The organism is Sporolactobacillus sp. STSJ-5, assembly GCF_024385605.1.
Lineage (GTDB): Bacteria > Bacillota > Bacilli > Bacillales > Sporolactobacillaceae > Sporolactobacillus.
Genome location: NZ_JANFOJ010000011.1, coordinates 95,413 through 109,121, shown reverse-complemented (window position 1 = coordinate 109,121; position 13,709 = coordinate 95,413). Strand labels below are relative to the sequence as shown.

Annotated in this window: 11 protein-coding genes, 8 tRNA genes and 1 other annotated feature; all 19 genes read left to right on the top strand. The window is 45.8% G+C overall.

Annotated features, from left to right (window positions below; all coding sequences use genetic code 11):
• Positions 1–4 precede the first annotated feature (4 nt).
• The 19 genes from NOM01_RS11620 to rlmB all read left to right on the top strand — a co-directional run bounded on the left by NOM01_RS11620 (position 5) and on the right by rlmB (position 13,704).
• A tRNA-Val gene (locus tag NOM01_RS11620) sits at positions 5–77 on the top strand.
• Positions 78–84: 7 nt separating this feature from the next.
• Positions 85–157, top strand: a tRNA-Thr gene (locus NOM01_RS11615).
• A gap of 9 nt (positions 158–166) precedes the next feature.
• Positions 167–241: transfer RNA gene (locus tag NOM01_RS11610), tRNA-Lys, on the top strand.
• A 15-nt stretch (positions 242–256) separates the two neighbouring features.
• Positions 257–331: transfer RNA gene (locus tag NOM01_RS11605), tRNA-Gly, on the top strand.
• A 10-nt stretch (positions 332–341) separates the two neighbouring features.
• A tRNA-Leu gene (locus NOM01_RS11600) sits at positions 342–430 on the top strand.
• Positions 431–443: 13 nt separating this feature from the next.
• Positions 444–520 (top strand) — tRNA-Arg (locus tag NOM01_RS11595).
• Positions 521–524: 4 nt separating this feature from the next.
• Positions 525–598 (top strand) — tRNA-Pro (locus NOM01_RS11590).
• 85 nt (positions 599–683) lie between these two features.
• Positions 684–756: transfer RNA gene (locus tag NOM01_RS11585), tRNA-Ala, on the top strand.
• A 498-nt stretch (positions 757–1,254) separates the two neighbouring features.
• Positions 1,255–1,713, top strand: coding sequence for a CtsR family transcriptional regulator (locus NOM01_RS11580; protein WP_255748645.1), 459 nt, complete (start codon positions 1,255–1,257; stop codon positions 1,711–1,713).
• A gap of 362 nt (positions 1,714–2,075) precedes the next feature.
• Positions 2,076–4,526, top strand: a complete 2,451-nt coding sequence (clpC, locus tag NOM01_RS11575) for an ATP-dependent protease ATP-binding subunit ClpC (RefSeq protein WP_255748644.1) — start codon at positions 2,076–2,078, stop codon at positions 4,524–4,526.
• A gap of 117 nt (positions 4,527–4,643) precedes the next feature.
• Positions 4,644–6,053, top strand: coding sequence for a DNA repair protein RadA (gene radA / locus NOM01_RS11570; RefSeq protein ID WP_255748643.1), 1,410 nt, complete (start codon positions 4,644–4,646; stop codon positions 6,051–6,053).
• Between the two features lie 114 nt (positions 6,054–6,167).
• A complete protein-coding gene (locus tag NOM01_RS11565) occupies positions 6,168–7,268 on the top strand; it encodes a PIN/TRAM domain-containing protein (RefSeq protein WP_255748642.1) in 1,101 nt (366 codons plus the stop codon).
• 42 nt (positions 7,269–7,310) lie between these two features.
• The gene (gene ispD / locus NOM01_RS11560; RefSeq protein WP_255748641.1) at positions 7,311–8,000 is read left to right on the top strand and encodes a 2-C-methyl-D-erythritol 4-phosphate cytidylyltransferase; all 690 of its coding nucleotides are present in this window, start codon (positions 7,311–7,313) and stop codon (positions 7,998–8,000) included.
• A gap of 3 nt (positions 8,001–8,003) precedes the next feature.
• On the top strand, positions 8,004–8,495 hold the full coding sequence (gene ispF, locus NOM01_RS11555) for a 2-C-methyl-D-erythritol 2,4-cyclodiphosphate synthase (RefSeq protein ID WP_255748640.1): 492 nt from the start codon (positions 8,004–8,006) through the stop codon (positions 8,493–8,495).
• A gap of 103 nt (positions 8,496–8,598) precedes the next feature.
• Complete coding sequence (gene gltX / locus NOM01_RS11550; protein ID WP_255748638.1) at positions 8,599–10,080, top strand: glutamate--tRNA ligase; 1,482 nt, start codon at positions 8,599–8,601, stop codon at positions 10,078–10,080.
• 66 nt (positions 10,081–10,146) lie between these two features.
• Positions 10,147–10,363, top strand: a binding site (T-box leader).
• A gap of 120 nt (positions 10,364–10,483) precedes the next feature.
• Entirely contained in the window at positions 10,484–11,140 is a 657-nt protein-coding gene (epsC, locus tag NOM01_RS11545; RefSeq protein ID WP_255748637.1) for a serine O-acetyltransferase EpsC, read from the top strand.
• A 7-nt stretch (positions 11,141–11,147) separates the two neighbouring features.
• On the top strand, positions 11,148–12,548 hold the full coding sequence (gene cysS, locus NOM01_RS11540; protein WP_255748636.1) for a cysteine--tRNA ligase: 1,401 nt from the start codon (positions 11,148–11,150) through the stop codon (positions 12,546–12,548).
• Positions 12,545–12,967 carry a Mini-ribonuclease 3 gene (locus NOM01_RS11535; RefSeq protein WP_255748635.1) on the top strand — a complete coding sequence of 141 codons (423 nt, stop codon included), beginning with the start codon at positions 12,545–12,547 and terminating at the stop codon, positions 12,965–12,967. The genes cysS and NOM01_RS11535 overlap by 4 nt, the downstream gene beginning before the upstream one ends.
• Positions 12,967–13,704 carry a 23S rRNA (guanosine(2251)-2'-O)-methyltransferase RlmB gene (gene rlmB, locus NOM01_RS11530; RefSeq protein ID WP_255748633.1) on the top strand — a complete coding sequence of 246 codons (738 nt, stop codon included), beginning with the start codon at positions 12,967–12,969 and terminating at the stop codon, positions 13,702–13,704. The genes NOM01_RS11535 and rlmB overlap by 1 nt, the downstream gene beginning before the upstream one ends.
• The last annotated feature ends 5 nt before the right edge of the window (positions 13,705–13,709 follow it).

Here is a 13,709-nt window from a genome sequence, read left to right as displayed (position 1 = left end):
TTATGGAGGATTAGCTCAGCTGGGAGAGCGTCTGCCTTACAAGCAGAGGGTCATAGGTTCGAGCCCTATATCCTCCATTTTTATGCCGGTCTAGCTCAATTGGTAGAGCAACTGAATCGTAATCAGTAGGTTGGGGGTTCAAGTCCTCTGACCGGCACTGTAACATGAGCCACTAGCTCAGGGGTAGAGCATCTGACTTTTAATCAGAGGGTCGAAGGTTCAAATCCTTCGTGGCTCACCATTTGTTTATTATTATGCGGAAGTAGTTCAGTGATAGAACATCACCTTGCCATGGTGGGGGTCGCGGGTTTGAATCCCGTCTTCCGCTCCATTTTATGTATGCCGGGATGGCGAAATTGGCAGACGCACAGGACTTAAAATCCTGCGGTAGGTGACTACCGTGCCGGTTCGAGTCCGGCTCTCGGCACCATTTTAGTTTATTTGCGCCCTTAGCTCAATTGGATAGAGCGTCTGACTACGGATCAGAAGGTTGGGGATTCGACTTCTCTAGGGCGCACCATTATCGGGAAGTGGCTCAGCTTGGTAGAGCACCACGTTCGGGACGTGGGGGTCGCAGGTTCAAATCCTGTCTTCCCGATTGTTTCTTACAAAAAGAACGAGATTGTCTCGTGGTTTTTGTATGACTTGGCAACGACTTTCGATAGCGTTGCGCGCATTTAAATGGGGCCTTAGCTCAGCTGGGAGAGCGCCTGCTTTGCACGCAGGAGGTCAGGGGTTCGATCCCCCTAGGCTCCACTTAATCGATATTTTTGAATCGACTGCTAGAGAGTCGGTTGTAATGTAAACAGGATTTTTGATCAGAGATCATTAATCCTGTTTTTTTTGCAAGTAAAGAAAGTATAAGATTTTGCCCCGTATTTAAACGAATAAACCAGTGTCTTGGCCGAAAATCAAAGCAGAGGTGCGACACGCCTGCGGGATCAGGTGCCAGCGAGACCCCGCTAATTTCTGCCTGTCTGAGGAGGCTCGCGGTGCGCCCACGGTAGCGCTCAGTTGATGCGAGCAACCGGAGCGATGATTCAGCACCGTAAAGACACAAACCAATGACACATGACTCACATGACTGGAGATTCAGGACCGGGCGGTTTTTGCCCGGTTTTTCTTACGCAAAGAAAGATTGATAAAGCAAAATGGAAAAGGTTAGCTAACTAATTAAGTTGATTATTTATGTAAAATCGTGCATAATAAATTTATAGTCAAAGTTAGTCAAAGTCAGGGAGAGAGGGTGCCCCGATGAGAAATATCTCTGATATCATTGAGAAATATATAAAAGAAATACTTGATTCGAACGATATCATTAAATTGAAGCGGAGCGAACTGGCGGAAAAATTTCAATGTGTTCCGTCGCAGATTAATTATGTTTTAAAAACGCGTTTTTCTATTGAGCGCGGTTATGTTGTAGAGAGCAAGCGTGGCGGTGGCGGATACATTCGTGTCGTCAAAGTCCGCCCGGTTACAGATGCCGAACTCATTGATGAAATGATCGGATTAATCGGTTATAGATTGACGCAGAGTATGGCAGAGTCGATTATCGTTCATTTGCTTGAGGAAGATGTGATCAGCGACCGAGAGGCACGATTGATGCTTATGGCTGTGAGTCATACGGTTCTTGATATTGATATCCCACTAAGAGATGAACTGCGTGCGAATCTTTTAAGAGCTATGTTGCAATCACTCACATATAGCAGATAGAATTTGTTATGTGGGCGCAGTAAGTTGATTGTTAAGCCTTCGTCTTGGTAAATATCTGATTGATTGGATATAATAAGATATTACATCAAGACACTGAAAGAGATCAGTATTTTGAGTGGGATGTTGCTTACAGAACATCTTAATACTGATTTTTAAAGAGGGTTTCAGTACTTCGGTGCCGAATATAGTTAATTAACGGCTCAGCCCGATTTCTCGTATTGAGAAATTTGGGCAATGAATATGGGTGGTGAACGATCAAAAAAACCGCTGTTTGAATAGTGTACAGGTAAAGGTTTTTTTGATGCCGCATAGATTGTTTTAAGGCCAGTGAAAAGAGATAGCAATTAAAGGAGGCCACCATTATGATGTTTGGACGATTTACAGAACGTGCTCAAAAGGTGCTCGCACTTTCACAAGAAGAAGCGATGCGTCTCGGGCATAATAATATTGGAACAGAACATATTTTGCTCGGCCTCGTGCGTGAAGGTGACGGTATTGCCGCTAAGGCACTGCTTGCTTTGAATCTGGATCCTGAAAAAATTCAGAAAGAGGTAGAGGCCTTGATTGGCCGCGGTACTGAGGAAGTACAGACGCCACATTACACACCGCGTGCGAAGCGTGTTATCGAGCTTTCAATGGATGAAGCAAGAAAAATTGGTCATTCTTACGTTGGAACAGAGCATATTCTTCTTGGATTGATTCGCGAGGGTGAAGGGGTTGCTGCTCGCGTACTTAATAATCTGGGAGTAAGTCTTAATAAAGCACGTCAGCAGGTCCTTCAGCTGCTTGGAAGCCACGAGGCAACCTCCGGGAACGCTCAGAGTCGGAATGCCGCACACGCGAGCACACCGACGCTTGACAGCCTGGCGCGTGATCTGACTGCGATGGCAAGCGAAGGTTCGCTTGACCCTGTCATCGGGCGCAGCAAAGAAATTGAACGTGTGATTGAGGTACTCAGCCGCCGCACAAAGAACAACCCTGTGCTGATCGGTGAACCGGGTGTTGGTAAAACAGCGGTAGCGGAAGGCTTGGCGCAGGAGATTGTAAATAATGAAGTTCCGGAAATTCTCAGAGAGAAACGCGTCATGACCTTGGATATGGGTACGGTCGTAGCCGGGACAAAATATCGTGGCGAGTTTGAAGACCGGTTGAAAAAAGTTATGGATGAAATTCGCCAAGCGGGCAATGTTATTCTTTTTATAGATGAATTACACACGTTGATTGGAGCAGGAGGAGCTGAAGGCGCTATTGATGCGTCGAATATCCTGAAGCCTTCTCTGTCACGCGGAGAATTGCAATGTATTGGTGCGACGACGCTCGATGAGTACCGCAAGTACATTGAAAAGGATGCGGCCTTAGAAAGACGATTCCAGCCGATCAAAGTAAAAGAACCAACTTCAGAACAATCTGTGCAAATATTAAAGGGATTACGTGACCGTTATGAGGCCCATCATCGGGTGAAAATCACGGATGAAGCAATTACTGAAGCAGTGCGGCTGTCGGATCGTTACATTTCGGATCGTTTTCTTCCCGATAAAGCGATTGACTTAATTGATGAAGCAGCTTCTAAAGTTCGGCTCCGTTCGTACACAGCTCCGCCAAATCTCAAAGAGCTTGAGCAGCGTCTGGAAACCATCAAGAAGGAAAAAGATGCGGCTGTACAAAGCCAGGAATTTGAAAAAGCTGCATCACTTCGTGATCATGAGCAAAAATTGAAAGAACAAGTCGATATTTGCAAGAAGGAATGGAAAGAAAAACAAGGCAAGGAAAATACAGAAGTCCTTCCGGACGATGTCGCGCTCGTAGTCGCAAATTGGACCGGCGTTCCGGTTGTCAAGCTCGAGCAAAAAGAGAGCGAACGGCTGCTGAACATGGAGTCTATCCTTCATGAACGCGTCATTGGACAGAATGAAGCAATTGATGCCATTTCACATGCCATTCGACGGGCACGTGCAGGATTAAAGGATCCGAAACGTCCAATTGGTTCATTCATTTTCCTTGGACCGACTGGTGTCGGAAAAACGGAACTCGCTCGTGCCGTTGCAGAGACCTTGTTTGGCGATGAGGAAGCCATTATTCGCATCGACATGTCGGAATACATGGAAAAACATACGACTTCCCGCCTGGTCGGTTCGCCTCCAGGTTATGTGGGCCATGAAGAAGGCGGCCAGCTGACTGAAAAGGTTCGTCAAAAACCGTATTCTGTCATCCTTTTCGATGAAATTGAAAAAGCACATCCTGATGTATTTAATATCTTGCTTCAAGTACTTGATGACGGAAGATTAACTGATTCCAAGGGAAGAACGGTTGATTTCCGCAATGCGGCAATAATTATGACTTCTAATGTCGGCGCCAGCCAATTGAAGAAGAACAAATATGTGGGCTTTTCAGTCGGTGAGGAAGGCCATGAATATAAGGCAATGAAAGAAAAGGTGATGGGTGAGCTGAAACGGGCATTCCGTCCGGAATTCCTGAACCGAATTGATGAAATCATTGTCTTCCATGAATTAAAGAAGGAACAATTGCTGGAAATTGTGACCCTGCTTGCGAACCAGCTGAAGAATCGCTTGTCAAATCAAGGAATTGTTATTGAATTGACCGATGCAGCGAAGGCACAGATCGTTGAGGAAGGCTATGATCCTGAGTACGGTGCCAGACCGCTTCGTCGCGCACTGCAGCGACGGGTAGAAGATAAGTTGTCAGAGGAACTGCTCAAGGGCAACATCAAGAAAGGTACGAATGTTGTCATCGATTACAGTGACGGCGAGTACTTAGTAAACCAGAAAAAAGAAGAAGCCGTTGTGAAGTCTTGATCTTCACACAGTAGAGCAATTGTATTGATGTTTGAAGAAGCCAAAGTTTTAAAGCCTTGGCTTTTTTTCTTATTCAGAAAGGGCTGTACCCGAATTTACAATGGGTAAGGTGATCAAATGGCAAAAGTGAAAACAGTATTTATCTGCCAAGAATGCGGCTATGAAAGTCCGAAATGGATGGGACGCTGTCCAGGGTGTCAAAATTGGAACACATTGGTAGAAGAAACCATCCGCCCTGCGTCGCCCGTTCTCGGTCAAACGGCCGGACCGGCGAGCAAACCTTCTCGGCTTACGGATGTCATTCTGGAAGAGGAACCGCGAATAAAGACGGGAATGGTCGAGCTGAATCGAGTGCTTGGGGGAGGGGTTGTACCCGCTTCGCTTACCCTTGTCGGAGGGGATCCGGGAATTGGTAAATCAACTCTGCTGCTCCAGACCTCTGATCAATTAGCACGTACGGGGCACCGAGTACTTTATATTTCCGGAGAAGAATCCGTTCGACAGACGAAAATGAGGGCGACACGACTAGGCGTGTCATCTGCGGAGCTGTATGTGCTTGCTGAGACAGACATTCGTCAGATTGAAAGCCACATTGAACAAGTGAACCCCGAAATAATGGTCATTGACTCAATTCAAACCATTTACAATTCAGATCTTTCTTCAGCTCCGGGAAGCATCTCTCAAGTTAAGGAATGTACGGCCTACTTGTTGCGTCTAGCGAAACAGCAAGGCATTGCAATTTTTATCGTTGGGCATGTTACAAAAAATGGTGCCTTGGCAGGACCAAGGACACTTGAGCACATGGTAGATACTGTATTATATTTTGAGGGAGAGCGCCATCATACATTTCGTATCCTTAGGGCGGTTAAAAACCGCTTCGGTTCAACGAATGAAATGGGTGTGTTTGAAATGAAGGAAGGGGGACTTGTCGAGGTCGCCAATCCATCGGAAATCTTTCTTCAGGAACGTGCCAAAGGGGCTGCGGGGTCAGCAGTGACCGCATCCATTGAGGGCACTCGGCCGCTTTTGGTCGAGGTGCAGGCACTTGTAACACCGACAAGCTTCGGAAATCCGCGCCGGATGGCAGCAGGGTTGGATAATCACCGTGTATCGCTTCTCATGGCGGTTTTGGAAAAAAGGGTAGGACTGCTGTTGCAGAATCAGGATGCCTATGTCAATGTTGCCGGAGGCGTGAAACTGGATGAACCTGCAGTTGATCTCGCTGCTGCAATCAGCATTGCCTCAAGCTTCAACAATCAACCCACCAAAGTGGGTGACGCGTTTATTGGCGAAATCGGTTTGACCGGAGAAGTGCGGCGTGTGTCCCGAATTGAGCAACGGGTGAACGAGGCTTCTAAGCTTGGCTTTACACGGATCTTCATCCCGGCGAAGAATGTAGAAGGATGGTCGTCTCCGGAAGGCGTATCGTTAGTTGGTGTCGAGTCTCTGACTCAAGCAATTAAAATGGCACTGGGGTCAGGAAAAGAAAAAATGAATGAGCCGGATTTTTTCCCTTCTGATTTTTGAAAACCCCAATATTACTAAGAAAAAACAAGTTCTATAGAAAAAAGGAACATAATGGCAGAAAGGAAGTTTCGATTTTGTCATTTTGTCTATAATGTTTTGAGGAGGTGATTGGAAATGATAAAACGTGTCATTCAGCTATTCTTTATTTTAATCGGCGGTACGCTCGGTTTTGTCTATATACCAAAAATAATGTTTCTCTTAAATTTAGGAAATGGAGTTCCGGGATGGATTAGTTCGCCGTTTGTCGGTATGGTGATCGGTGCTGTAATCATGGCATTTTTATCCTTTTGGTTTGTGGACTCATTGGTAAACGTAATGAAAAGTTTTGAAGATCGAATTATAAAGGCACCGGTGACCGATGTGTTGTTTGGTACGCTTGGCCTAGGACTGGGATTGATGATCGCATTTCTGATTCAGCTGCCGCTTCAAAGACTGCCCTTCACTGGGGTCAGCACTGTATTGGGGATCTTTATTTACATCTTATTAGGCTATTTCTTTTTTCAAATTGGATTTAGAAAGCGGGATGAACTGATTAGTCTGTTTCGTCTTTCATCCAGATCGAAGGATCGGAAAAAAGAAGTGCAAATTTCCCAGGCAACAGATTATATCCCATACAAAATTTTCGATACGAGCGTAATTATAGACGGACGGATTGCTGATATTTGCCAGACTCGATTTCTTGAAGGAACCATGGTCATTCCGCATTTCGTGCTTGAAGAATTGCAGCATATCGCTGATTCATCGGATGTTCTTAAACGTAACCGAGGACGTCGCGGTTTGGATATTTTGAATAAAATTCAGAAAGACCACTCCATTCACGTGGATCTTTATGAAGGCGATTATGACGATATTACCGAGGTGGACAGCAAATTGGTGCGCCTTGCTAAGGAAATCGGTGGTATTGTTGTGACTAATGACTTTAATTTGAATAAAGTTTGCGAGTTTCAAAAGGTGCCTGTTTTAAACATTAATGATTTGGCGAATGCCGTAAAACCCGTGGTTCTTCCGGGTGAAGAACTGCGTGTTCAGGTCATTAAAGATGGTAAAGAGCAAAATCAAGGCGTTGGCTATCTTGACGATGGGACGATGATTGTGGTAGAAGAAGGACATAGGTATATAGGCAAAACGATTGACGTCGTCATAACCAGTGTGTTGCAGACCTCTGCCGGCCGAATGATTTTTGCCAAGCCTAAATTGCTTGAAAAGGCGCTCTGAATTAAAAACCAGGCTGCCTTCTGAGTTCGGAGGCTCTATCAGATGGATTATCAAGTGGTTGTCCTTGCCGCGGGTCAAGGCCGGCGGATGGGCGCCGGAGAAAATAAAGTACTGCTCAAACTGGACGGCTGTCCGGTTATCATCCATACACTGCGTGTTTTTGAAACGGATCCGTCGTGCATTGGCATTGTCCTGGTCACTCGAGAGGATGAGCAGAAAAAATTTAGAATGTTGGTTGAAGATTACCATATTACTAAAGTGCGTGCCTTCGCGGGCGGCGGTAAAGAACGTCAGGAAAGCGTTTATTTGGGGCTGAATATGCTCACTATGGAACCGGATGCGATTGTACTGATTCATGATGGTGCCAGACCGTTTGTTACGCGCAAGTACATTGCAGAAGTAGCGGAAGCCGCTGCGGAGCATGGCGCTTCACTGCTTGCTGTTCCGGTTAAAGATACAATCAAACAAGCAGCAGATTTTCAAGTAGAAAAAACATTAGAGAGAAAAAGCTTGTGGGCAGCCCAAACCCCGCAAGCTTTTCGATTGTCCGTGATCCGTAAAGCACACCAGGAAAGCATGAAGGCACACTTCATGGGTACGGATGATGTATCACTCGTTGAACGGATGGGCTTACCGGTCCGGATTGTTGAAGGCAGCTATCACAACATTAAACTGACAACGCCTGAAGATCTGGATATCGCCCAGCTGTTCATGGAGAGAGAGGAGGAATGACTAATGAGAATCGGTCACGGATTTGACGTCCATCAATTCGCTGAGAATCGCGACTTGATTATCGGTGGTGTGACGATTCCCTATGAGCTCGGGCTCGTCGGACATTCGGATGCAGACGTACTGCTTCATGCGATCAGCGACTCGCTGCTCGGCGCTGTTGCCGAAGGGGATATAGGAAAGCATTTTCCTGATACGGATGAAGCTTATAAAGGAGCGGATTCCAAGAAACTGCTCGAAGAAGTAGCCGCCATCGTCCGCTCAAAAGGTTTTGAAATCAGCAATGTTGACAGTGTTGTTATTGCCCAAAAACCTAAGCTTGCACCGTATATTGGGGAAATGTGCCGTGTGATTGCTGATGTGCTGAACGTAGAGACGGGACAAGTAAACGTGAAAGCAACGACAACGGAAAAGCTTGGGTTTACAGGACGAGGGGAAGGTATTGCTGCAGAAGCTATTTGTCTTGTTGAAAAAGTAGAAGCCGACCAGAGCAATTGATGCAAAAGAAACGATCAATTCTTCATTTTTTCGCGCAATTTGTGACCCTCCCAGGAGGAGAACGTGCTAAAATAAATAAGAATAACAGAAAGTGGTGAATGCGTTGACAGAAGAAGTCAGGGTACGCTATGCGCCGAGTCCGACAGGTTTTCTGCACATCGGGAACGCGCGTACCGCAATTTTTAATTACCTGTTTGCACGCCATGCCGGCGGCAAATTTATTATTCGTATTGAGGACACCGACCAGAAACGTAATGTAGAAGGCGGAGAAGAGAGCCAGTTGAAATACTTGAAATGGCTCGGCCTTGAATGGGACGAGAGTGTCGATGTCGGCGGTGAATACGGTCCATATCGCCAGATGGAGCGTTTGGATATCTACAAGAAGTATTGGCAGGAGTTGCTTGACAAAGGTCTTGCTTATAAATGCTACTGCACGCCTGAAGAATTGAAGGCAGAGCGTGAGGAACAGATGGCAAACGGTCAGACACCTGGATACTCAGGCAAGTGCCGTCATCTGACGTCGGAACAAATTGCGCAATTTGAAGCAGAAGGACGAAAACCAACGATTCGGTTCCGTATCCCTGATGATCAGAAAATTGAATTTGACGACATTGTTAAAGGTCACGTAACCTTTGAATCCAATGACGTCAGTGATTTTGTGATCGTCAAGCAGAATGGGGTTCCGACGTATAACTTTGCCGTTGTCGTCGACGATCATCTGATGAAAATGACTCATGTTCTTCGCGGTGAAGAGCATATTTCAAATACGCCGAAGCAAATTCTTCTGTTCCGTGCATTTGGCTGGCAGCCGCCAACATTCGGTCACATGACCTTGATTGTTAACGAAAACCATAAAAAGCTGAGCAAGCGCGATAACAGTATTGTTCAATTTATTGAGCAATATAAGAATATGGGCTTTTTGCCGGAAGCATTGTTTAACTTTATTACATTGCTTGGCTGGTCGCCAAAAGGAGAAGAGGAGATCTTCTCTCGCGATGAATTTATTAAGCTGTTTGATGCCAGCCGATTAAGCAAATCGCCTGCGATGTTTGATAAATCGAAGCTTGAATGGATGAATGGTCAGTATATTAAGAAGATGCCAAAAGAAGAGTATGTGCAAATGGTATTGCCTTATATGGTTGACGCTGGTCTTATTCCGTCTGAAATGACTGAGGAGCAGCGTGACTGGGCAACACGTGTTGTACTTTTATATCAAGAACAGCTTCATTTTGGTGCAGATATTGTCAATTTGTGCGACATGTTCTTTAATAAAGACATTGCGAAAACGGAATTGACGAAAGATGAAGAGAAAATTCTTGACGGTGAACAAGTAACCGATGTACTTACGGTGTTCGATCGCGAACTGAGGGGACTTACCGAATGGACAGCGGAAGCAATTGCCCCTAAAATAAAGGTAACGCAGAAAGAAACGAAGCAGCGCGGTTGGAAATTGTATATGCCGATCCGCGTGATTGCGACGGGTTCGGCCCACGGCCCTGAACTTCCGGAAGCTTTGGAATTGTTGGGAAGAGATCTTGTGTTGAAAAGATTAGAGCATTACTTGTCGACCGAGCAGAAAGTCTGAACGATTCCTTTAACAATTCTGAATTAGTCAAAGTAGACATTTTAAAAAAACACGCATAATGTGTGATAGAAGACGATGAAGAGGTTGAGTAGGTATTCGCAACTCCCCCCGCAGAGAAAACGGCCTTAGGCTGCAAGCCGTTTGGGAAGCGAATTGCTGAATTGCCCCTCTGAGTTGATCGCTGAACGGAGATTAGTAGGCGAAAACGGAAGCCGCCGTTATCGGCATATGAGTGGAGAATGATCTCAAACAAAGTGGAACCGCGTCTAAAGGCGTCTTTGTGTCAACCGGCACAAAGATGCTTTTTTTCGTACATGGGAATCTAATCTATTTGTTGACCGGATATAGCGAAGAGCGTTTAACTTATGCGATGTAATGATGAAGATGGAGGAGGAAAGTGCACGTGAGCGGCATTATTGCAGAAGATCTGAACAATGTGTTTGACCAGGATCCTGCGGCGAGAAGCAAATGGGAAGTGATTATGACATACTCCGGCTTGCACGCGATCTGGTCGCATCGAATGGCGCACTGGCTGTGGAAGAAGAAACGCTACTTTCTCGCGCGTGCTTTGTCACAGTTTTCACGTTTTTTTACAGGCATTGAAATCCATCCGGGAGCAAGGATCGGCAGGCGTTTCTTTATGGATCACGGTATGGGCATTGTTATTGGAGAAACCTGTGAGATCGGCGATGATGTGACCCTTTTTCAAGGGGTTACCCTTGGCGGTACCGGTAAAGAAAAGGGAAAGAGGCACCCAACGGTAGGAAATGATGTGCTTATATCAGCAGGCGCAAAGGTGCTTGGATCAATTACGATCGGCGATCATTCCAAAATCGGTGCGGGATCAGTTGTTCTGCATGATGTTCCATCCAATTCGACAGTGGTCGGTATTCCGGGACGCGTCGTCAGACAGAATGGATTAAAGGTGCATCATCATGACTTGAACCATGCGGACCTTCCTGATCCGGTGGCCGAAAAAATGCATCAGTTAGAAATGGAAGTCGACAAGCTGAAAGTAGAGCTGCAAGCGTTGAAGCGTGTACAAAAAGAAAAGGAGTGAGATCAAAATGGCTTTAAAAGTTTATAATACGCTGACGAGAAAAAAGGAACTGTTCCATCCAATAGAAAAAAATAAAGTTCGAATGTATGTGTGCGGCCCGACCGTTTATAACTACATTCATATTGGCAATGCGCGTCCGGCGGTCGTTTTCGACACGGTTCGCAGGTATTTTGAGTATCGCGGGTATATAGTGAGGTATGTGTCAAACTTTACCGATGTTGATGATCGGTTGATCAATGCGTCAAAGGAACGTCATCAATCAGTACCTGAAATCGCAGAACAGTTCATTAAGGCATACAAGGAAGATACCGGTGCGTTGAACGTGAAGACAGCAACCGTGCATCCTCGGGCGACAGAAACGATGCCGGAGATCATTGCATTCATCAGCAAGCTGGTGGACGCCGGATATGCGTACGAATCGGAAGGCGATGTGTACTTCAGAACACGAAAATTTAAAGATTACGGCAAGCTCTCCCATCAGTCCATTGATGATCTGAAGTCGGGTGCCCGAATTGAAATTGGCGAGAACAAAGAGGACCCTTTGGATTTTGCATTGTGGAAAGCGGCAAAGCCTGGCGAAATCAAATGGGCGAGTCCGTGGGGCGAAGGTCGACCGGGCTGGCACATCGAGTGCTCGGCTATGGTTGAAAAATATTTGGGTGATACCATCGATATTCATGCGGGCGGCACGGACCTTGCATTCCCGCACCATGAAAATGAAATTGCTCAGTCCGAATCGCTGCATCATGAAACCATGGCTCATTATTGGCTGCACAACGGACATATTCAAATTAATCATGAAAAAATGTCGAAATCGATTGGCAATGTGATTCTTGTTCACGATCTGATAAAAAAATTTGATCCGCAAGTGATCCGCTTTTTCATCTTATCCGTTCAGTATCGCCACCCGATTAATTTTAGTGATGCATTGTTGAATGATGCGGTTCAGGCGTTCGGTCGTTTAAAGACAACGCACTATAATTTGAACCACCGGTTGGGCGGTACGGGTCACTCAGAAAAAATTAATGAAGTACTTGTCGAAAATTATCGAAAACCATTTATTGAAGCCATGGATGACGACTTCAATACAGCCAATGCAATTGCTGTTCTTTTTGATATTGCGCGGGATGCCAATATTGCCCTTCAAAATGAGAGTGCTTCGAAAAATGATCTGGGTGCGTATCTACAAGCGTTGACCGAATTATCTGCGGTGCTGGGTTTGAAACTTGAAGACGAGTCGGGAAGTATATTAGACAATGAAGTTGAAGCCTTGATTCAAAAACGTGAAGATGCCAGAAAACAACGCGATTTTGCCGTTGCCGACAGTATCCGCGACCAACTAAAGGAAGCGGGAATCATCCTGGAAGACACTCCTCAAGGCGTACGCTGGAAAAGAGGACTTGAATGAGACTGAACGGAACAAAAACCGACCCGAATCTGCTCAACAGCCTGGCATTGGCTTATATGGGCGATGCTGTGATTGAAGTCTATGTACGTCAAGAAATTATTGCTAAATCCGGTGTATCTAAACCTCATGCACTTCATGTTTTAGCCGTAGACTATGTCTCCGCAAAATCACAATCCAGATTTCTTCATGAACTGATGGATGAAGGTTTTCTCACGGAGGAAGAATGGGCTGTGGTCAGGCGGGGACGCAATGCAAAATCCCATTCGGTTCCAAGGAACACAGACGTTCAGACGTATAATTTCAGCACTGGTTTTGAGGCATTAATCGGAACGTTGTTTTTCCTTGGAAAAGAAGCACGAATTGATGAAATCATGGAGAAAATGTTTGTGAATCAACCGGTCGAAGGGAGCGGTCAATAATGAATGATGAATGGATCATCGGACGGCATCCTGTTTCAGAAGCCATTCGATCGGGAAGAGAAATAAATAAAGTATGGCTGAACAAAGAGGGAAAGGGTCTGAGCGAGCTGCTTGATTTAATTAAGTCTAACGGCATCGCCTTTCAGTTTGTGCCTAAACAGAAATTAGATCAACTGTCTAAATCAGCCCAGCACCAAGGCGTAGTCGCTTCTATAGCGGCATACCGCTATGCAGAATTGGACGACCTTTTCGCCCTTGCCGAAAGTCGCGGCGAGCAGCCGTTTTTTATGATGCTGGATAATGTCGAAGATCCACATAATTTAGGATCTGTTTTAAGAACGGCAGATGCTGCAGGCTGTCACGGCGTGATTATTCCGAAACGGCATTCGGTCGGATTGACGTCAATTGTCGCAAAAGCATCGACCGGTGCGATTGAATATGTGCCGGTCGTGCGGGTCGCTAATCTTGCCAGTACCATGGAAGTGTTGAAAAAGAGAGGAGTCTGGTTCGCAGGAACGGCAGCCGACGGCAGTGAAGATTATCGATCTGCTGATTTTTCAATTCCGATCTGTCTAGTCATTGGCAATGAAGGAGCTGGCATGTCCCAGCTTGTGCGAAAGAAATGTGATTTTCTGATCAGTTTGCCAATGCGCGGCAAAGTAACCTCTTTAAATGCTTCAGTTGCCGCAAGCTTATTGATGTATGAGGTGCTTCGGCGCCGCGAAGAGCAAGGGTGATGCGT

Bases quoted from the DNA above. Each gene is read 5' to 3' on its own strand.
- NOM01_RS11580 (WP_255748645.1), top strand. From the start codon at position 1,255: ATGAGAAATATCTCTGATATCATTGAGAAATATATAAAAGAAATACTT.
- clpC (WP_255748644.1), top strand. From the start codon at position 2,076: ATGATGTTTGGACGATTTACAGAACGTGCTCAAAAGGTGCTCGCACTT.
- radA (WP_255748643.1), top strand. From the start codon at position 4,644: ATGGCAAAAGTGAAAACAGTATTTATCTGCCAAGAATGCGGCTATGAA.
- NOM01_RS11565 (WP_255748642.1), top strand. From the start codon at position 6,168: ATGATAAAACGTGTCATTCAGCTATTCTTTATTTTAATCGGCGGTACG.
- ispD (WP_255748641.1), top strand. From the start codon at position 7,311: ATGGATTATCAAGTGGTTGTCCTTGCCGCGGGTCAAGGCCGGCGGATG.
- ispF (WP_255748640.1), top strand. From the start codon at position 8,004: ATGAGAATCGGTCACGGATTTGACGTCCATCAATTCGCTGAGAATCGC.
- cysS (WP_255748636.1), top strand. From the start codon at position 11,148: ATGGCTTTAAAAGTTTATAATACGCTGACGAGAAAAAAGGAACTGTTC.
- NOM01_RS11535 (WP_255748635.1), top strand. From the start codon at position 12,545: ATGAGACTGAACGGAACAAAAACCGACCCGAATCTGCTCAACAGCCTG.
- rlmB (WP_255748633.1), top strand. From the start codon at position 12,967: ATGAATGATGAATGGATCATCGGACGGCATCCTGTTTCAGAAGCCATT.